Source organism: Alistipes senegalensis JC50 (genome assembly GCF_025145645.1).
GTDB lineage: Bacteria > Bacteroidota > Bacteroidia > Bacteroidales > Rikenellaceae > Alistipes > Alistipes senegalensis.
In genome coordinates this window covers 3,822,694-3,841,643 of record NZ_CP102252.1, presented here as the reverse complement: position 1 = coordinate 3,841,643, position 18,950 = coordinate 3,822,694, and the positions used below count along the sequence as shown (strand labels likewise).

Below are 18,950 nucleotides of genomic sequence, written 5' to 3'. Positions count from 1 at the left end.
TTGCCGATTTTACCTTACTACTTACTACATTCGCGTAATCGTTTGATAAACAATTTGCTATGCGTAGTAATGAAGTGCATAGCAGCTTACTACCGTAGTAATTGACGTAGTAGCGTCGTAAGATGCAGTAAGGTGTGTTTTTACATCCTACTACACGCCTGCGTGTTCTTTTTCAATGTTTTATCGCAGTGTGTAGTAGCGTAGTAACTACAATCCGTAAGAGACGAAAGGATTGGGTGTGATCTTCTCGATGACCCAGCCGTAGACGGGATTTCCGTTGACACGTTTCGAGCGTCGTTCGAACCCGGCCTTGCGCAAGGCTTCGCCCATACGTTTCTCGGAGAGGTTCAGCGACGAATAGCTGCGCAGATAGTCCAGAATCTCCACGGTGGTCATAAAGCAATCCGTGACGGCATGTTCCGGAGGTTTCTCGAACCCTTTCAGCAGCATTTCGTATTCGATGGTCTGGACATGGAATGCGGCGTTTCCCCGGTGCAGTTCTTCGATTTCGGCTTCGTCGAACCAATAGCGGAATCCGTTGCTCAGGAGTGTTCGGGCTTCGGCATATACCCGATCCATATTGACCCATATCGCCCGGTCAATGTCGATGGATAACACCTCGAAGGGCAGGAAGCGCCGCGAGCCGGTCGGATCGGTCAGAAAGTCGTTCCCGTTCACCGAGGCCATGAAGCTCGCCAAGTGGGGATACTCTTCGATGTAGACGTCGTAGGGCCGCCGGTATTTGACCGAAGGAGCCGTGATGAGGTTCTTCAGCTCGTTTTCATCCCGTTTGTTGAGCGCCTTCAGCTGGTCGTCGATGTTGATGAAGAGGTATTCGGCGACCAGCGTCAACACGTCCTTGTTCTGCAGGTCGATCTTTCCCGTGAAAAGATAACTGGCGAGTGAGCGGGGACAGAGGTTGTCGAGCCATGTGGTCTTGAACTTTCCCCGCTCGCCGGTCAATACCAGACAGACGTGGTTCTGACATCCGAGGTCGTTCGTTGCATTGGCGACCACGCCGACGAGCCATTTGGTCAGGTACTCCGACCAATGCAGGGCGTTGCGCACAGTGACGGTCGCGGCCAGTTCGTCGATGGCCTGCGTTCCCGTTGCCGGCGGCAGTTTATGAAAATACGCCTGCACGGGATTCACACGCTCGGAAAAGTCGCTTTCGAGCATGCTGCGCAGGTTCTCCGCCGAGGTGGAGATGCCGATGGTGCGGTCGAGCTCCCGCCGGAAGGAGTTGAGCCGGTATTTGGTCACGGGGAGGAACTCGCCGTCGCTGCTGCGGAACTCCGCACGGCTTTTGACCGTGTTGTAGCGAAAGGCGTAATGCTCCCGCAGAAACCCCTCGATACGCTCGTTCCGGGACTGCTTGCCGGGGACTGCAACGCTGTCTGACACCTTATTTGCCATCGCGCTCGCCGAGAATCCGTTGAATGTCCGAGGTGCGGTAGCGAACCTTGTTACCGACCTTAACGGCTTTCAGATATCCTTTGCGGTTCCAATGCCAGAGCGTCGCATCGCAAACGCCGCATAGCTCTTTGACCTGTTCTTTGGTCAGGTAACGTTCCTTGCGGGCTTCGGCGACTTGTGCTGCCAGCTCTTCTTTGGCGCGGTCGATAAGGCTTTTGGAGAAAGCCAACAGATCCTCGCCGCTTACCTCCAGCCGGATGCTGCCCGGAGCATCCCGGAGGATGGATAATAAATCTTTCATACATTGCTTTCCGCCCGTTGTGAGGCGTAGCCTTCCGGCGGACGGGAAAGCAACGCCGCCGCCCGGAAATCCGAGCGACGGCGCAAATATAATGTTATGATTGAGCGATATTTAAGCGTTTAATTCGCGTTGTATTAAGACGAATTTAACGAGCCTTATTCCGATAGAAAATCTTTTATTTCCCGGATGATAAGGGCCTCGCCGCCCCGACTGCTGACGGCCGATCCGATAAGCAGCGGTTCCGTCAGACGGCTGTATGCTTCCTGTATGCCCCGCTCGTGGACGATGCGGATGTCAGAGCCGTATTCCGCTTGCAGGGCATCGCGGAACGGTTTGATGTTGGTTGGAACTACCAGATAGCGCAATTCATCGAGTGCAATCTTCAACCGTGCGATGTCGGTCTGGCTGTGTCTCTTCGTGAGGTATTCGCCGATCTTTTGCCGCAACACGTCGGGATGCGTGACAGCTGGCGAAAACATGTCCATCAATGATTTGGTCGTACTCGGCCGGCCGGGTTTCCTCTTTTCACCCGCATCTTCGGCCGGAAGAGTGCCCGCAGCCCATTCCAGCACCCGGTCGCTTTCGGCCAGCCGCATCGCTTCGCGGTGGGCATCCCAATCCTGCTTGGTGCGCAGTTCTAATTTGATGGAGCGGGAGATTAGCAGTTTGATCGTGGCACTCATGGTCATTTTCTGCAAGAATCCCAGATCGGGCGAACGCCGCAGCTCTTCGCAACGCTCCACCATCCGTTCGAAACTCTTGCCGAAGTAGAGCCAGCAAAGCATCGCCGGAAGGGTGGAATCCTTGCCGGGCTGTTCGCACTCCCGGATGATCTTGCCGGCAAGGTCGTGTTGTCGGGCCGCCTGTTCGATCTCATCGACATGCTCGAACAGTCCTTCATTGGCTTTGTCGGACATGAGGCGCCGGTACCGGGGGATAAGGGACATGGCTTGGAATATGACCGACTGGCACCCTGCATAGTCACGGGCGTTCATCGCCTCTTCGAATGCGGCGTATTCGTCGGGGTGGGTGTTCATCCATTCCCGCAACTTCGCTTTGAAAGCCTCGTATTCTTGCTGGCCCATAAGTCGTTTCCTGTTACAATCCGATTTTCAGGTAAGAATCCCGCCGTCCGAGATACATATTCCGGTAATTCTCTTTCAATTCATCGGATAAATAGGAGTTGGCGATCAGCGTATCTAAAAGCGGATAAGAGGTGCAGAATTTGTCGAGTTCCCGTCGGATAGTTTTGTCGGGGAGCCCTAATCTTTTGCCGAATTCCCGGAAAGTTGTGCTGTTGGTCATTCCATAAGGCATAGATTCGGCGGCATTGTCTTTCAGCAACCCTTTGTCGAGAGCGAATATCCGGTCGTCTACATGCAGTTTGGTATTTATCAGGTCGTATGCCGGGGACAGACGGAAATCGCCTGATTCGGTTTCGAGTACCGAAAAATTTTTCAGATGGGCGTCGCCGTTGCAAATCAGAAAATTGAATATGATGAGATCGAAAAATTTCAGGGTCTCTACTTTCCATGCGGGCAGGTATCGTCGAATTAACTCTCCGCATTCTTCGTATGTCAAGTACTCATATTTGTAATTCTTACCGCCGTTTTGCGTAGTCAGTCCGGCGAGCGATGCGAAATCTTCTTTTCTGCGCTTTGTGCCGTCGGGTTTGACATCGAACCGTTTGGTGATATAAGCCGGTTCTCCTCCTTTGAAAAAGCAAAGTCCGTTTGCGGCGGTTTCGATTCCGAATACCTGTGACGCGATTTGCATGGTCAGATTCTCATTCGCGGAACTATATATCCGGTTGCGGAAATCGCTTAACTTCGGTTTGAGGATATAGTGGCCTTGTTCGCCTTTTTGAGTTAAAGCCAGTTTACCGTTGCGAACGATCATCGAATATTTGGGTTGTACTCCCGACAGCGAGATTCGCTCCTGATTGTGCAGAAACTCTTCTTGGGCTGCGGAATTGTTGTCGTCATCAATGGGTGTATAATCCAAAAATGGAGACACTTGCCGGCCGTCGAACAGATGTTTTATCGCAATCGGAGAGTAGCTGTCATATCCTTCGGCCAATGTGGATGGGCAAATCGTAATCGGGTTCATTGTTATAGGGGTTTTACGGTTACTGCTCCGGCAACATCCGTTTGCGCTGTTGCCAGCAGAATGCCGAAATGGTCGTTTTCATCGATATGCAGCATGCGGGATTGAACGATGCGGTTGCGGCCCTCGGAAAGCATGTTGCTGAAAAAGGGGAACAGATAGGCTGATCTATACTCCTGTTGTGTTTTGGGTAATGTCAGACTGACGGCTGGCTGCATATCATCAGCATAGTATGTATCATCGTATTTGAAAACATATTCAGTCGGCGATATTTCTGTCAATATGCCGGCTAACTTGCCATTCATGTATACTGCCCCTTGTCTCATTGTATATTTGTACTTAGTTAATTAAATTTGAATAGTAAAGACATCAGAGTATGGAATAAGTCCGATCTCTCATTGGTCTTCTAAACCGGGAATTATGTTCTGACCCCATACTCTTTACATCAGAATCCGGATAGTTCGTAAGGTGTTTGAGCCCGCATTCGCAATGAAGGACCAAGATGTAAGCGATGTCGTTAGAACCAAAAAACGAACGGCCATGAGGTACATTGGAATCGACGTGAGCAAGGCTACATTCGTGGTAGCTTACTCCTCCGACAAAGGCGGGGAGATCCGTACTTTTAACAACACGACCGCTGGTATCAGACAGTTTATCGGGACTCTCCCCAAAGATGGCAGTATCCACTGTGTTATGGAGGCGACAGGGAACTACAGTGCCTTGCTGCTGTATATGCTCAATGTCGCCGGAATTACTGTCAGCATGGAGAATCCGCTGAAGGTAAAGAACTTCGCCAAAGCCATGCTCTCTACGATCAAGACCGATAAGAGCGATGCACGACTCATTACCTTGTACGGAGAGAAGATGAACCCGCGTCCTTTCAAGGTCCAGGGAGAGGCCATCCTGCGGCTCCGACAGAAAAGAACCGTCATTCGCCAACTTACTAAGCAGATTACCGCCATGTCGAACCTTCGTGGCTCTCTCGCATGTCTGCCTGTCCCGGACAAAGGTGCAACTCATACCGTAGACGAAACGATCAAGTTCCTTGAAAAGAAGCGTGACAGGCTTCAGTCGGAACTCACGGATCTTGTCGAAGTCGAGTTCAGCCGGCAACTCGCACTCCTGACAACCATCAAAGGTATAGGCATAACGCTCGCCACGGCGCTCATCATCACTACCGGAGGATTCACTTACTTCCAGAATGCCAAGCAGGTGTCCCGCTATCTCGGTATCTGTCCCACTTACGAACAATCCGGAACTTCGGTAAACATCAAAGGGCATATCAACCGAAACGGAGACGCATACACCAGAGGACTTCTCTATATCGCCGCTTGGCCTGCCAGTAGGTTCAATGCCCAATGCAAAGAGACTTATACGAGGCTCAGGCAAAACGGAAAGTCGGGAAAACTCGCTATGATCGCTGTCGCAAATAAACTCGTCAGGCAGGCTTTTGCTGTTGTTGCGCACGATAAAGAATATGTCGACGGATTCGTCTCCAACAGACCTTAGCAGGAACCATTCTCCGATATTATTACTCTTTTTCCGCATTTTTTAATATAGTTCGTAATTCATTCCGCTGTTTGACTCCGATTTGTAGTTCCAGCCCCAGCGTATCGAGTATTTTTTCAAGAACTTCGACCGTGGGATTCCCTTCTCCGCGCTCAATTTTTGTGAGCGTGTTGATACCCACGCCGGCCAATTCCGCAAGTGTCCGTTGCGTTATTTTCAATATCTTGCGGCGCTCTTTTATTGCATTACCGACTTTGTCCATAAATCCCAATTTGATGTGATTTTAATGCAAATATAGCGCAATTTATGAATAAGTCAAATAAAATCACTGTTTAATGTGATTTATGATTGCGGGCTAATGTTCGTTGCATTCCGACCGCGCTGCGGACGCAATCATCTCCTTTACGATAACAAATTTACTAATTCTTTTTTCATTTCATCGTCGATGGTGCGATAACGTGCGAAAGCCTTGCTGCCTTCCTTATGTCCGCTTAAAGCTCCGACCAGATTGGGATCTTTGACTTGCTTGTACAGGTTTCCGACGAATGTTCGGCGGGCCAGATGCGACGAGGCGATCTCGTAAAGCACCCTCTTTTCTTCTTCGCGAGTAGTGGGGTTTATGACCGTAACCAACCGTTTCAATCCGGCAGCTTTGAAAATCCGCTTGATCGCCAGATTGTATTTCTGCTCGGAGATGAACGGTAGCAGTTTGTCGCCGTCCAGACTTTTATAACGGGATACGATCTCTTTGGCTGTCTGATTCAGCGGAACCCGCACGGTCAGCGGCCGCCCTTCTTTGGTCTTGCGTGGTATATACTCGATGGCTCCGTCGATCAGATTCGATTTCGTCATTTTCAGCAGATCACCCACCCGGCAGCCGATCAGACATTGAAAAACGAAGATGTCGCGCTGAACGGCCAGTTGCGGATGCCGCATCAGATTCGTGCCGTAAATCTTGTGCAACTCCTCGACCGTGATATAATAAGGCGTTCCGTATGTGCATTCCTCCAACGGGAAATCGTCGAACGGTCGGTTCCGGGTCTTTTTGTTGCTGTTGCACCAGTAGAAGAAAGTTCGGATGCGCGAGAAACAATCCAATAACGTATTCTTTCCTCTGGGTTGCGGCGTGCGTGCTTCGGGGATAGCTGCGTAGATTTCCGGGTAAAGAGCGCAGTAGCGGTATTCATTTTCCAAAAAATCCCAAATATTCCGCAAGGTGTCGGCCGTTACTTGATCGATGTCCAATACGAATGCTTTTTGCCCCCTCTTGGTTGTCCGGATATAAAGTTCATACCGCTGTAATCCTCGTTTGATGACCCGGTAATTCTTTTTGCGGACATCGGAAAGACGGTGCTTTTCGAGAAATTCGTCGAACAATGCGATCAATGTCGGTTTGGCCGTTTCTTCCGTGGCCGTTTCGACATTGTACTTTTGCGGATTGTAATATTGTTCCAAAGTCTCTTTCAGCCACTCTTTCTGCGGTTCTGCCGTCTGTCGGGACTGATAGGCTTTTTCGAGGTAGGACTTGAGTTTGCGGGCTTCATCGTTGTAATAGGAACGCATTTCGTCGTCGCAAACGATTTTGCTTTTGACCTGTTCGGCCTTGTCATCCCAAAGATTGGGATTGATGGTGAGCCGGGTCGGTGCGACCATATCTACCTGTCTGCCATCCCGCAGACGTGCGTAAATGGTCGCCTTCGATTCTGTATCATAGCGTTTTACGCTCTTTTTGATGATGAGAGTTATTTTCATAGTACCCAGATTCCGGATTGACAGAGCAAAAATACGAAAAATTCCCCACATTTTCCCCACATCTGCTAAAATATGTTCAATCTGAATTTATCTGGTAAAATGATTGAATATTTATATATTATTGATAATAAATAAAATAAATGCAAAGTCATCTATTTTGACTTCTATTTAGGTTTAATAGAATTTAGTATATTCAAATGCGGCTCCGGGTACGGAAAATCCCTATTAATCAGCTGATTAATAGGGATTTTGCTTTTGTTGGGGTGTAAATTAAGGTGTAAAAAATGACAAAATATTTATTTCGATGTGTTGTGAGTATTTTTAAGAGATTCTTCGTGACGAGAGATAAGAGATATTAATTGTTGTTTATATTCATCTATTGTAATTTCAGATGCTCCTTTGATTACATCTAATAAATCAATATTCGCCCAAATAACGCAATCCATAAGTTGTGGCTGTGGGGATGTCCATTCAATATTGATTGAAAATTTATCATTTTCTTTCAAAAATAGATTATATTTAAGAATATCTTGCCATTTACCATGAATAGAGTGACTCGACATACCTATCAGTCCATTGTAAAATGTATCTTTATCATTAACAACAATTTTAACTCGCTCTTTAATGCTTTTCCACTGATAATTGCGGCTAACCTTTTTATCTTGATAACCTGATATTGAGAAAGCCTTGTTAATTGAATCTATCATCCTTTTTTCAATATCCAGAATATTTCCATCTCTATTGGTTATATTTGTTTTTATTGTTTCTGAGAATTTTACTTCGTTGGATAACGAATCCTTTATGTAAGCTTCTTTGACGGTGTTGTCCGTTGATAAGAAATATTTAATATTGACATATGTTTCAATATAGCATCTTAATAAGATCATTAATATTTCACCTTTGCATTCGCATACATGTTGCAATATTGAAACATTTAGTTTAATTAATCGGGCAAAATTCCCTGCAATAACAGCGTCATTTTTTGAGAGTAATTGAGGTGCATCATTTGCATCAAAATAATGATATTCCACATATCTATATAGTTTTTCTATGATTTTTTTATGCAATTCGACGTATTCTGACATTAGTGTTGTATCCATTGATAAACTTTATTAAAAGTTACCCGTTGGTTGAATTAAAAAGTTAGTAAAATGACAAATGAAAGGTTGTGCATATTTCTGGTTTTTAGTAACTTAATAGCATCCAAACTATTGAGTTCAAACCGTCGTATGCACAACTTCATCGAAAAATTCACAAAAATCAACGACATCTGCAAGAAATTTGCAGGAAATCGTGTAAATGAACATGGCAATGTATCTCGCCGTGGAGTTATTCCCACCTTTTCTGATTTGGAAGTTATAGCTCTTTCTCTTACAGCCGAAGCATTCGGTTATGACAGCGAGAACAACCTCTTTTAAAGATTGGCTGAATCTCCCGAACATATCCCTAACCTTATATCCAGAAGACAGTTCAACGTCCGTCGCAAACTCACGGCTTGTCTTGCAGAAGACATCCGCAGGGATATTGCCAAGAGCATAGACGGTGGGGAAAATGTCTTTGTGATAGACTCCAAGCCTGTCAAAGTATGCCAGCTGGCACGAGCCAAGCGTTGCGTTATGGGAAATGATAATCCGCAAAGCGCACCTTCCAAAGGCTTTTGCGCCTCCCAACAAATGTATTACTATGGGTATAAGCTCCACGCTATCTGTGGAATAAGTGGTGTTATTCACTCTTATGATATAACGGCTGCAAATGTTCATGATATACATTATCTGGATGATGCAAAGTGGGATTATCACGACTGTCTTATGCTTGGAGATAAGGGGTATTTAAGTGCTGAGGTGCAACAAGACCTTTTCGAAACGGCTCATATCAAGCTTGAAGTCCCGTATCGCTTGAACCAAAAGAATTGGAGAAATCCTTCGTGGGCTTACAGGCGTTTCAGGAAGCGAATCGAAACCGTTTTCTCTCAACTTAACGACCAATTCATGATGGTACGCAATTATGCAAAGCAGACAGGCGGACTGTTTACACGTACTGCCGCAAAAATCGCTGCTATGACCGTGCTGCAATACATCAACTTCTGTAACCATCGTAAAATTGGTCTTGTTAAAGATGCTTTATTTTAATTCAACCAACGGGTTAAAAGTTATATAGTAATTGCAAAATTACATCGAATTTTTCTTATCTTTGTTCCTGCGAATCATATATTTCTACAACTTTTACTGTCGGTGCTCAATAAAGCAACCGCATTAGAAAAGGTATGCGTAGAGTCGTTGGGGTTTAGCGACCCGCGAACGGCACTTTATTGAGCCTGTAAAAGGGGGATATATGGTTCGCAGCTGCGCATCCTTTTTTTATTTATGCGAACCATGTATCCCGTCCGCGTTCCGACGCAGACACGCCGTAAGGCCAGCCGCAGGCGGTTCCCGCCGTGCAATCTCTTTATTCGTTTCCATTTCCACCCGCCAGATTAGCAAGTAACTGCTAACCAAATCGTTATTCTCTTTATTGCCGAAATGCGGTGATAAGGACAGCCCTTACTATGTCAAATTTCTAACAATCAATCAAATGGAAACGAATCAAAACCTCGTGCAGGAAAACTCTGCACAACGCATAGCCCTTGCACTCGAACAGCCCGCCGAACCACTTTACGATCCTGCCGAAGCCGCCCGGATCGTCCACTGCCTAACGGACGGCTATTTCGATCCCGAATATATCCTGCTTTTCGGTAAATTGGTCGGCGGCACGCCGCATAGCGACGCAATGGCATATGATCTGCTGATGGTCGTTCGTGAAACCCCGGAATACGATTGGATGCAGACCAAACGCATCCTGCGCTACAAAGTGCCGTACAGCTGCCGGAAGATTACCTACATCAATCTTTACATCATGACGTTGAGCTATGTCGAATCGAACTCAACGCCGTTCCTCTTCTTTGCCCATGCCGAAGGCGAGTTGCTGTATTGTAGCGACAGTTACCATTTTCAGCGTCCGAAGCACCCGATCGACTTCGCCAAGGCGTATGCCGACGCTAAATTCCATTTCGACACGTTCCGCACGCAGGGCAATGAACTGCTTGAACAGGCGCAGGACGCTTTCAGCGAGAGCCGTAATATGCGTCTGGCCGCGCAGTTCTCGGCGCAGGCAATGGTCTATTTCTATCACACGCTTTACTACGTCTATCACGGTCTGGAGTTCGACAGCCACGATCCAGTCATCATGCACGACCGGATGCGGACGCTTTCCACGAAGTTGATGCTTGCTTTCGACGACACCCATATCGAAAACATCTTCACGCTGCCGCGTCTGAAGAGTTTTCTGATGAAGTCTCCCTATGGCATTCGGTTCGACATCGCACCGCAAAAGTTGGAGATACATATGGAGCGCGTCCGCAAAGCGGGCGGGATTATCGAAAACCTGTGCGGCCTGCGGCTGGAGCTATATAAAGAATTGAGCGAACGGCAATAAACGGCCAATCATCCGAACGAAAAGGGGACTTGCAGGATCATTGACGATCCCGCAAGCCCCTTTTCTGTCATCCTACTTTTTCTTGGCCTTTGTTTTCTGCGTTTTCTCTTTTTCGGCCTTTGTCCGCTCTTGGTTTACGACTGCCGCGCCGCGTTTCTTGATCTCTTTTTCATACTGCCTGACCTCTCTTTTCACCACGTCGATGTTCTTATCCTCGCCTTGTTCGAACACCCGGTCGAGGTCGGTAATGAGTTGCATTTCTCCGTGCCAGACAGCCTGCATATATCGGTATTTCCAATCATTCTTGCGGTATTGCCGATTGTTCACGGCCTGCCAAATATTTCCCACAACGGATAGCCCGGCAGTCAGAGCCAGTCATACACACGCCCGAACTAACCGTTTGTTGATGTCGTAATTGTAGGGAATCCGATGCAGCAAATGATCTAACGTACTGTTTATACGTGACCAATGACCGTCTAACATCTCTTTGTATTTCTCCACCTCGCGGCTTACGAACAGCTGTACCGCCTTTTTGATCTTCTCGTCGCTTAATGCACCCTTTACCTCGGCATTTATCCGCTTCATTGCTTCGGCGAGTATCTCCGTGCTGACGTTGATCTTTCCGAAAGCCCTGTTTACGTCCGTCATGTCGGGCGGCTGTACCTCGACCACGGGTTTAATGTCGATCTGCCCGATGCGGTTGATAAAATTGGTGATCTGCTCCGCCGAAAGATTCTGCACACGGGCTATCTCGTCGATTCGTTGCATCAGAGCTGTATTATCGCCGCCGCCCTGTAGCTTTGCAATCTCGGCCTTGAAAGCCTTGATAAACTCTTCCTTGAAATCTTCGTATTGGTCGCAATCCAATGCGACTGTTTTTTCTTCTGCCATACTTTAACGATGTATTTTAATTTGACGTTTCTTGGTTCGCTGTTCCCGGATTCTTCGGCTGCGCTCCATCTGCTCGACCAGCATCGCTTCGGTTGCCTGCCGGATCAAAGCCGTAACGCGGGCTATGTGTTCTTCGTGGGATTCTCCGATCTGCCGCTGCATTTGTTCCGGGGCGATTGAGCCGCAATACCCGCCCGGCGGTAAAGTTACACCGTCCGCCACGCCGAAGCCGCCCAAATCGACGGATTCGCCCGAATTACCGCGACTGCCGAACAGCCCGGTGACCGCCGAACGGTAATGGCTAACTGCTACCGATAAATTCCCGATCGCCTGCGCCGAATAGCGGGGCTGTACGATGGGAGTAACGATCCGCTGTGCCTGCGAGAAATGACGGTCTAACTTGGAGAAGCTGAAAGCCCGGTCGATCTTCGAGCCGGAAAAGGTGTAGCCGCTCATACCAAACAATACGCCCTGCCTGCGGTCGGTATTGCCGCAATACTTGAATGTGGTCGTAATACCTCGTTCCTGCAATCGTTTCTCCAGATCGCCCCACGACTTGCAGCCGGGCAGACAACCCCGGATAGCGTCGTAAATGGTGTACTTGGTCTTGTCCGGCTCGCGCAACCGTTCGCGCCGTACCTGCTCCTTGCCTCTTGGGTAGTAAAGCCCGTATTTGGCTGTAAGCTCCTTGCAAACCTTGCTGTTTCGGATTTTGATATTCTTGTCCAATATGGTCTGCCCGTTGTTTCCGACCCGGTTGTAGACAATATGACAATGCGGATGCGCTTGATCCGTGTGCCGGACAATCAAAAACTGCGTGTTCCGAATCCCCATGCGCTCCATATACTCGCGTGCAATCTGCGCCATAACCGGGTCGGTCAGCCGGTCGGCATCTTTCGGGGAGAAGGATAACGATATATGTCCGACCGCATTTTTGATCCGGGGATTCAATAGCGTCTGGTCTTTGAAATCGCGCACCATATCCTGCACGCCCGGCGGCTCAATACCTTCGAATCCCAATATCCGCGACTGCTCTTTCATTACATAGCCGACCGTCGCACCAAAGGATGATCCGGCGATAATCTTACCGATCATGGCGCACCTGTTTTAGAAAGTCCTCGATCTCGGTAATGATTGCCGTGTGGGACACAATTACCGTCGTAAACCCGCCGGCATTGGCCGAGCGTGTGAGTTGATTGAGGTTGCGGGCAATGCCTTTCAACTGCGTCATATAATTCAGATGTTCCGGACGCATCCGCTCACGCACTCACCCGCGCCCGATAAGCTGCCGGATGATCTCGGACGGACGGCAGCCCGATATGCGGGCTAACTTCTTCAGCCGGAAATAGTGTTCGCTGTCGAGCCTTGCGCTGACGATGTACTTCTGTCTTTGGGCGGCTTCCAACACCGGACGGCCGCCTTTGTTCAATTCACGTTTCATAGATTCGATTTTAATGATTAGACCAACGGGATGCCGCGCCGACCAGCGGGAGCAAGCCCCGTTTTCGTTTACGAAAACACAAACTTGCCACCCTACTTTATTGTTGCCTGATGGGGAGCGTGGGCCGTTGGAAAGATTCGCCGACCTTCGCCCGAAGAGATCCGCATAATCTCGTAGGGCGAGGTCGGCGATAGTTGCTGATCCCGTCTTTAGGTCTTGGAATTTACCACGTAATTGGCTGCCTCCTGCTCGATCTCTGCGGCAGGCTTGATCCGGTTCTGGAGCAGTCAGTGCTCCAACTCCGCCCGGTCGAAATAGATGTTTTTGCCGTTGGGTTTGTAATGCGGGATACGGCTCCCGCAGGTGAGCTTGTACATGTAAGTTCGGGAGATTCCGGTGTAGGTGCAAGCCTCGTCGAAAGTGAGGACATTTTTCTGCCCTGCGAGCAACTGCTCGATGCGGTTCAGCCGCTGCTCCATACTGATTTCATGTTCCATAAGTAGTTTTTTAGTTAGACATGGAATAAATTATCAGCGGCAAATATAAGGGTGATTGAGGCGGATTGTTCTCATATGCTCACTCTCGCTCACTCTTGGCTGGATAAAAAGTCCTTGCGGGGATGCTGTAAGGGCTATTTGGTGTTTTTTAGGATGCCGATGTAGCTTTTGATAAGGTAGGCTCTGTAGGGAGAGTCGGAATTGATTGCGCAATACTTTGCACTTGAGAGCGTGTTGCGGCTTATGGGCTTGCCGTTGAGCGATGCGAAGCACTTATTCTTTGCTGCTACGGCTTGCCAAATGGGAGTGATTAACCGCTCTTCGCTCAAGATGTGGAAAATGTAACAGAGGGTACGGGCATTGCAAACGACCAACGGTTCTTTGAGCCTGCACATGAACAAGGCGGCGACCGTATTTGTATCGACTTCTGGCTGGAATACATGTTGGCCGTTGAACAGCTCGGTCAAAGCCGTTAACTGCTTATTGTTGAGTGAAGCAAGAAAATTGATATTCATGTCAAAGAAGCAGGGCCTGTGCTTTAAATGTTTCTTTGATTCCTTGTTTTAAGAATTCACTTTGGGTATCTATTGCTCTTTTTTCCGCTTCTTTTTCTATGTCCGACAAATTTTTTCGACAATCAATTTGTTGTTTATGATGATGAGCAAGATAATCAACTGCATTGTTTATTGTCATTTCTTTAATTGGTTGATGTCCACCTAATCCGTTAATAATAAGCGTCTCTGCTAATATTTTGACGGATAAATCTTCTTTTGCAGCCAATAGGATATTAGCTGAAAAGATTCTTATGATGTCCTGTATATTCCCCATAACTTATTGATTTTATCGCAAATATAAATTAAAAACTTAAATTGTCAACTCCGGCAAGGCATTAACCGCCTTTTCTTTGAGCGAATCGACGGCACGGGTGTATTTCTCCGTGTGCTTTAATCCGCTGTGGCCAAGCAGGGACGCGACAGTCTTAATATCGGTGTGACACTCGCCGAGTAGATTCACGGCAAAGCTGTGGCGGGCACAATGCCATGTAATGTGTTTTTCAATTCCTGCACGCGCAACCCATATCCGCAGGGCTTTCAGGCATCCGGTGTGGCTCGGCAGTGTGAAGATGGGGCCGTCTTTCTCCGGGCGTTCGCCGATCAACTTTAATAGCGTATTGCTTAATGGTATCGTGACAATCGAATGTGTCGAGTGCCCGGTGGTTTTGTTTTGGTCAAACCGGATCGTCTTGTTGGCATAATCGACGTTGCTGTATTTCAGATCAACCACATCGCAATACCTTAATCCTGCGTACAGGCAGAATAGAAATGCCCGGCGTACATCCATATTTTGATAAGGGGTATTTGCGAGTTGTGCAATCTCCTCAAGGCTCAACACGTCCTTTCGCAAAGCAGTATCATCGACAACGCAGGGAACACCTGTACAGGGATTCTTTAGCATGATGTCTTGGTCTATGGCATATTTGATAACCTTTTTGAATCGTTGGAAAAATCCCCTTGCGCCCTCGCCGAAAGAGTGCTGTTGCAGATAGTCCACGAATTTGATCATCATCTCCTTAGTCATCTGATCCGGCTTGATATTGGTCTGCATACTCGGATAGGATTCCGCAAGAAATCCCCGGAACCGTCGCAGGCAGCCTTCCATCATCCGAATATCTTTTTTCTTGTAATTCCTGACATAGGCATCGAAGAACTCCAGAAAGTTGATTTTCTGCTTGACGGGTGCGGACTTGTCATATCGACGGGCAACCAACACCTTTTCCTTGTCGATGCGAATTTCTGCGGCGAGGGCTAACGTTTCCTTGTTCTTTTGGCGTTCTTCCGGGGTGCGGGGATTCGGCAACAGGTAAAGACCCAGATATTCTTTCGACCGGATGTGCTTGATATGCTCTTTACCCGTCACCTCGTCGATCACCTTGTTGTAACCCATATAGTACTCCAGATACAAACTTTGCCGACCGTCGGCCAGCGTTTTTTGCATCAATTTTGGATTTTCTTTGGTTTTTGCTTGCAACTTTGCCATAATTCCGGAAATTAGTAGTTTCGTATCTTCCTGATCTTATAGTGCAAAGATATATAATTATTTTCTAATTCAGGGTGTAATAAAGGTGTAAAAAACAACGAAAAACCCTCAAATAATGCGCAAATAGCAGAGTTGTGAATATTTATAAAATACTAATAATAAGTAGTTTGTATTCTTTTGGTTGGATGATATTTAGTAGGTTGTGTATCGGCTCCGGGTACGTAAACCCCCGCTCGGTCGCATGACCGGACGGGGGTGTTATTTATGGATTCAATAGGTATTTGGGCAGAATCTTGCCGGGCGTTTATTTCAGATACTCCCGGAAGAAGCCTTCGATCTTGTCGAACGGAATCACCGCCAGATTGTCGTACAGATCCACATGGCTGGCGCCGGGAATGATATGCAGTTCCTTGTTATTGCCTTTCAGCTTTTTGAAAGCATCCTCGCTGAAATAGCGTGAATGGGCCTTTTCGCCGTGGATCAGCAGCACCGCGCTGCGGATCTCGTCGCTGTACGACAGAATGGGCATGTTGATGAACGACAGCGACGAGGTCTTGTTCCAGCCATCGTTCGAGTTGAGCGAACGGGGATGGTAGCCACGCGGGGTCTTGTAGTAGGCATAGTAGTCCTTCACGAACCGCGGGGCGTCGTCGGGCAGCGGGTTCACTACCCCGCCGGCCAGCGCGCAGGTGCCCGTCCTTGCGTCTTCCGTGCGCTGGGCATTGAGCTGCCGGCGGAGTTCGTAGCGTGCGTCGGCATCCATCGAGTCGAAATATCCGTTCGCCGTGCAGCGGCTGATGTCGTACATCGTGGAAGCCACCGTCGCCTTGATCCGCGTGTCGATCGCCGCCGCGTTGATTGCGAATCCGCCGAATCCGCAGATGCCGAGGATACCGATCCGTTCGGGGTCCACGTCGTCGCGCGTCGAGAGGTAATCGACCGCGGCGCTGAAATCCTCGGTATTGATGTCGGGCGAAGCGACGTAACGGGGTTCGCCGCCGCTTTCGCCGGTGTAGGACGGGTCGAAGGCGACGGTGAGGAATCCCCGTTCGGCCAGCGTCTGGGCATAGAGGCCCGAGGCTTGCTCTTTCACGGCGCCGAACGGACCGCTGACGGCGATGGCGGGCAGTTTCCCGGAGGCGTTCCGGGGGATGTAGAGATCGGCTGCGAGCGTAATGCCGTAGCGGTTGCGGAAAGTCACTTTCGAGTGGTTCACTCGGTCGCTCTGCGGGAACACCTTGTCCCACTCGCGGGTCAGATTCGGGTTTTGTTTCATGGTCGTATCGGAGTGATTGCTTTGTCCGAAGCAGGTGAGCGGACAGGCCGCAAGCAGGGCCGCCGTCAGGATCAGGATTCGTTTCATCGTGCATTCGTATTGGTTTACGATGCAAAGGTACGAAGCCGGTGCAAACCCGCTCTTACCCGAATTGCGGATATGCCTACCCGGATTACTGATTCCGACCGCCCCACTTGGGTCTGATGCCGATGAAGAACTCGACGTTCATGCGCGGCATCGGGCGTGCGGTCACCGAGAGGTATTCCTCGTTGAAAAGGTTGTTGACGGTTCCTTTGAGCGTGAGGTCGGCCCATTTCAGGGCGAAAGCCTTGTCGAGCGAGAGGTTGTTCATCAGGTAGGGCGTCAACCGGCCACTGAGGGTGATGTCGTTGCTCGACATGGTGTAGCGCTCGCTGTAATAGCAGAACTGGTACAACAGCCCCCAGCTCCGCCACGTGAGCCGTCCGGTCACCGTGGCCGAGAACTCCGGTTCGTAGGGCAGCTGCTTGCCGACGGACTGGTCGGCGGGGCTTATCGGCTCGCCCTCGTTGATCGACGGGGACCACGAGAACGTGCCGTTCATCGTCAGTTTCCAATCCCGGGCCGGTATGACGGCCAGGCTGGCCTGCATCTCCACGCCGTAGGCATGCACCTGCTTGATGTTCCGCGGCGAGAAGAACCCTTTGGGCGTCGAGAGCCACAGAATCCAGTCGTCGATATGCTGGTCGTACCACGACGCCGATCCCGACAGCGAGTAGACGTTCTCCTTCCCCACGGCGAACGACAATCCCGCTTCGTAGCTGAAGCCGCTTTCGCTCCGCAGGTCGGGATTGCCGCCCGGAAGGAAGTAGAGGTCGTTGAGCGTCGGGAAGCGGTGGTTGCGCGACACGGAGGCTTTGGCGACGATGTTGCCGCGCTTCGACAGCTGGCAGTCGGCGAAAAAGGCCGGAACCGTCGCCCATTTCGTGCCGTACATCTCTTCGCGCAGGACCGCCGACAGCCCCAGCCGCTCCGTGGGGCGCCACTTGGCCGAGACCGATGCCGAGAGTTCGATGCGCCCCTTGTCGTATCCGACGATGTCTTTGCCGCCCTGTTGCAGGATGATGTCCTTGTCGATGCTTTCGACCAGATGCTGATGGGCCGAAATGCCTGCCGTGAAGAACCAGTTTCCGTTGGGCGTGTACTCTCCGTCGGCCTGTCCGTAGAAGGTGTCTACCTTGTTGCGCGAGCGGGTTATCGAGTTCATGATCCCGCTGCCGGGGTCCTTCCGGTAGTCGTAGGCCATCCACGTATGGATATACCCCGCTTTCGCCGCGACCTTCCAGTCGCTCCGGTAGTGGTCCCACGAAAGCACGCTGCGTAGGGTGTGCTCCCGCTGGCGGTTCTCGAACTGTTTGTCGTCGGCATAGTCGGTCGTCAGCAGCGGCAGCTCGCGGTTCGAATTGATATACCAGGCGTTCAGTCCGAAACGGTCGCCCCGCCTCGTGTCGTAGTAAACCTCCTGCAAGACATGCACGTCGTCGAAGGCGCCGCTCTTGTTGCGCTCGGTGGGATAATACGATCCGACGATGTTCATCTCGTCGTCGTAGATGTTCTCTTTCTTGTCGCGGTTGCGGTATTTGAAGTCGTTGGCCGAGGACTGGTAGACGGCGCGGGTCGAGACCTGCCAGTGCTCGTCGCCCCATTCGAGGCGCAGGAATTCGTCGAAGGTCCTGAACATACCGATTCCCTGGATGTATTGCAGTCCGAATCCACGGATGTCGGCCGGGGCCGTCGAGAGCCTCACCAGTCCGCCCAGCCCGCCGCCCGTCTCGTTCACCGACGAGGTGCCGTGCAGCAGCGAGGCGTCGTCGATGAAGTACGACGGGATCATCGAAAAGTCGGTCATGCCCAGCATCGGATTGTTGATGCGCATGCCGTTCCACGTCACCTGCGTGTGCGAGGGGCCCGTGCCGCGGAACGATACGGTCGAGAGGGTCGCCCGGCCGTACTGTTTGACGAAGATCGGCGAGTTGAAGGTCAGCACGTCGGCGATCGACAGGGCGATGTTCTCTTTCAGGATCAGGGAGTCGAGCCGGGTCTCCTGCACGCCGATGCTTTTCATCGGCCGGCGGCCCCAGACCGGGACTTCGCGGATGGTCACGACGCCTTTTTCCCGCCACGACGCCGCGCCGGTCTCGGATCGGTCCGACTGCGCCCGCAGCAGCGCCGGAAACAGCAGTAGTGCGATGATTGCAACGCTCTTTCTCATGG

At 50.0% G+C, this 18,950-nt stretch carries 21 protein-coding genes and 1 pseudogene; 3 read left to right on the top strand and 19 right to left on the bottom strand.

Translation table 11 applies throughout. The features are described 5' to 3' along the window. Positions 1 to 207: 207 nt before the first annotated feature. The 5 genes from NQ519_RS15340 to NQ519_RS15320 all read right to left on the bottom strand — a co-directional run bounded on the left by NQ519_RS15340 (position 208) and on the right by NQ519_RS15320 (position 4,149). Positions 208 to 1,416, bottom strand: a complete 1,209-nt coding sequence (locus NQ519_RS15340; RefSeq protein ID WP_019150276.1) for a virulence-associated E family protein — start codon at positions 1,414 to 1,416, stop codon at positions 208 to 210. Beyond that, the gene (locus tag NQ519_RS15335; protein ID WP_014775881.1) at positions 1,406 to 1,717 is read right to left on the bottom strand and encodes a helix-turn-helix transcriptional regulator; all 312 of its coding nucleotides are present in this window, start codon (positions 1,715 to 1,717) and stop codon (positions 1,406 to 1,408) included. Before NQ519_RS15335 ends, NQ519_RS15340 begins: the two co-directional genes overlap by 11 nt. A gap of 155 nt (positions 1,718 to 1,872) precedes the next feature. After that, entirely contained in the window at positions 1,873 to 2,802 is a 930-nt protein-coding gene (locus NQ519_RS15330) for a DUF6043 family protein (RefSeq protein WP_019150277.1), read from the bottom strand. Between the two features lie 13 nt (positions 2,803 to 2,815). Then, positions 2,816 to 3,826: a type II toxin-antitoxin system HipA family toxin gene (locus NQ519_RS15325; RefSeq protein WP_009597477.1), complete on the bottom strand. Its 1,011-nt coding sequence runs from the start codon at positions 3,824 to 3,826 to the stop codon at positions 2,816 to 2,818. Positions 3,827 to 3,828: 2 nt separating this feature from the next. Further along, positions 3,829 to 4,149, bottom strand: coding sequence for a HipA N-terminal domain-containing protein (locus tag NQ519_RS15320; RefSeq protein WP_014775883.1), 321 nt, complete (start codon positions 4,147 to 4,149; stop codon positions 3,829 to 3,831). A 214-nt stretch (positions 4,150 to 4,363) separates the two neighbouring features. Here NQ519_RS15320 and NQ519_RS15315 point away from each other — a divergent pair, with 214 nt between their 5' ends. After that, entirely contained in the window at positions 4,364 to 5,332 is a 969-nt protein-coding gene (locus NQ519_RS15315) for an IS110 family RNA-guided transposase (RefSeq protein WP_009597560.1), read from the top strand. A 22-nt stretch (positions 5,333 to 5,354) separates the two neighbouring features. Here the strand turns inward: NQ519_RS15315 and NQ519_RS15310 are convergent, their stop codons facing one another. The 3 genes from NQ519_RS15310 to NQ519_RS15300 form a co-directional block, all read right to left on the bottom strand. Continuing rightward, positions 5,355 to 5,594 (bottom strand): helix-turn-helix domain-containing protein, encoded by a 240-nt coding sequence (locus tag NQ519_RS15310; protein ID WP_227901077.1) that lies wholly within the window; start codon positions 5,592 to 5,594, stop codon positions 5,355 to 5,357. A gap of 140 nt (positions 5,595 to 5,734) precedes the next feature. Continuing rightward, positions 5,735 to 7,084 carry a site-specific integrase gene (locus tag NQ519_RS15305; protein ID WP_019150281.1) on the bottom strand — a complete coding sequence of 450 codons (1,350 nt, stop codon included), beginning with the start codon at positions 7,082 to 7,084 and terminating at the stop codon, positions 5,735 to 5,737. 296 nt (positions 7,085 to 7,380) lie between these two features. Next, entirely contained in the window at positions 7,381 to 8,184 is an 804-nt protein-coding gene (locus NQ519_RS15300) for a DUF5677 domain-containing protein (RefSeq protein ID WP_147513161.1), read from the bottom strand. A gap of 51 nt (positions 8,185 to 8,235) precedes the next feature. Here NQ519_RS15300 and NQ519_RS15295 point away from each other — a divergent pair. After that, positions 8,236 to 9,213, top strand: a pseudogene (locus tag NQ519_RS15295) (IS982 family transposase). A gap of 442 nt (positions 9,214 to 9,655) precedes the next feature. After that, entirely contained in the window at positions 9,656 to 10,555 is a 900-nt protein-coding gene (locus NQ519_RS15290) for a hypothetical protein (RefSeq protein WP_019150283.1), read from the top strand. A 72-nt stretch (positions 10,556 to 10,627) separates the two neighbouring features. Here NQ519_RS15290 and NQ519_RS15285 read toward each other — a convergent pair whose 3' ends face one another. The 11 genes from NQ519_RS15285 to NQ519_RS15235 form a co-directional block, all read right to left on the bottom strand. Beyond that, a complete protein-coding gene (locus NQ519_RS15285) occupies positions 10,628 to 10,882 on the bottom strand; it encodes a hypothetical protein (protein WP_231839858.1) in 255 nt (84 codons plus the stop codon). A gap of 48 nt (positions 10,883 to 10,930) precedes the next feature. Next, positions 10,931 to 11,446 (bottom strand): hypothetical protein, encoded by a 516-nt coding sequence (locus NQ519_RS15280; RefSeq protein ID WP_019150285.1) that lies wholly within the window; start codon positions 11,444 to 11,446, stop codon positions 10,931 to 10,933. Between the two features lie 3 nt (positions 11,447 to 11,449). Further along, positions 11,450 to 12,541, bottom strand: a complete 1,092-nt coding sequence (locus NQ519_RS15275) for a relaxase/mobilization nuclease domain-containing protein (RefSeq protein WP_019150286.1) — start codon at positions 12,539 to 12,541, stop codon at positions 11,450 to 11,452. After that, complete coding sequence (gene mobC, locus NQ519_RS15270) at positions 12,531 to 12,677, bottom strand: plasmid mobilization relaxosome protein MobC (RefSeq protein ID WP_019150287.1); 147 nt, start codon at positions 12,675 to 12,677, stop codon at positions 12,531 to 12,533. Before mobC ends, NQ519_RS15275 begins: the two co-directional genes overlap by 11 nt. Before the next feature lie 36 nt (positions 12,678 to 12,713). After that, positions 12,714 to 12,887 (bottom strand): hypothetical protein, encoded by a 174-nt coding sequence (locus NQ519_RS15265; RefSeq protein ID WP_019150288.1) that lies wholly within the window; start codon positions 12,885 to 12,887, stop codon positions 12,714 to 12,716. A 287-nt stretch (positions 12,888 to 13,174) separates the two neighbouring features. After that, positions 13,175 to 13,384, bottom strand: coding sequence for a helix-turn-helix domain-containing protein (locus NQ519_RS15260; protein ID WP_019150289.1), 210 nt, complete (start codon positions 13,382 to 13,384; stop codon positions 13,175 to 13,177). Between the two features lie 134 nt (positions 13,385 to 13,518). After that, the gene (locus NQ519_RS15255; protein WP_019150290.1) at positions 13,519 to 13,899 is read right to left on the bottom strand and encodes a hypothetical protein; all 381 of its coding nucleotides are present in this window, start codon (positions 13,897 to 13,899) and stop codon (positions 13,519 to 13,521) included. A 1-nt stretch (position 13,900) separates the two neighbouring features. Further along, complete coding sequence (locus tag NQ519_RS15250) at positions 13,901 to 14,212, bottom strand: hypothetical protein (protein WP_019150291.1); 312 nt, start codon at positions 14,210 to 14,212, stop codon at positions 13,901 to 13,903. Between the two features lie 36 nt (positions 14,213 to 14,248). Further along, entirely contained in the window at positions 14,249 to 15,421 is a 1,173-nt protein-coding gene (locus NQ519_RS15245; protein ID WP_019150292.1) for a site-specific integrase, read from the bottom strand. A gap of 304 nt (positions 15,422 to 15,725) precedes the next feature. Beyond that, positions 15,726 to 16,784 (bottom strand): alpha/beta hydrolase, encoded by a 1,059-nt coding sequence (locus NQ519_RS15240; RefSeq protein WP_019150293.1) that lies wholly within the window; start codon positions 16,782 to 16,784, stop codon positions 15,726 to 15,728. Between the two features lie 85 nt (positions 16,785 to 16,869). Beyond that, entirely contained in the window at positions 16,870 to 18,948 is a 2,079-nt protein-coding gene (locus NQ519_RS15235; protein WP_019150294.1) for a TonB-dependent receptor, read from the bottom strand. Positions 18,949 to 18,950 lie beyond the last annotated feature (2 nt).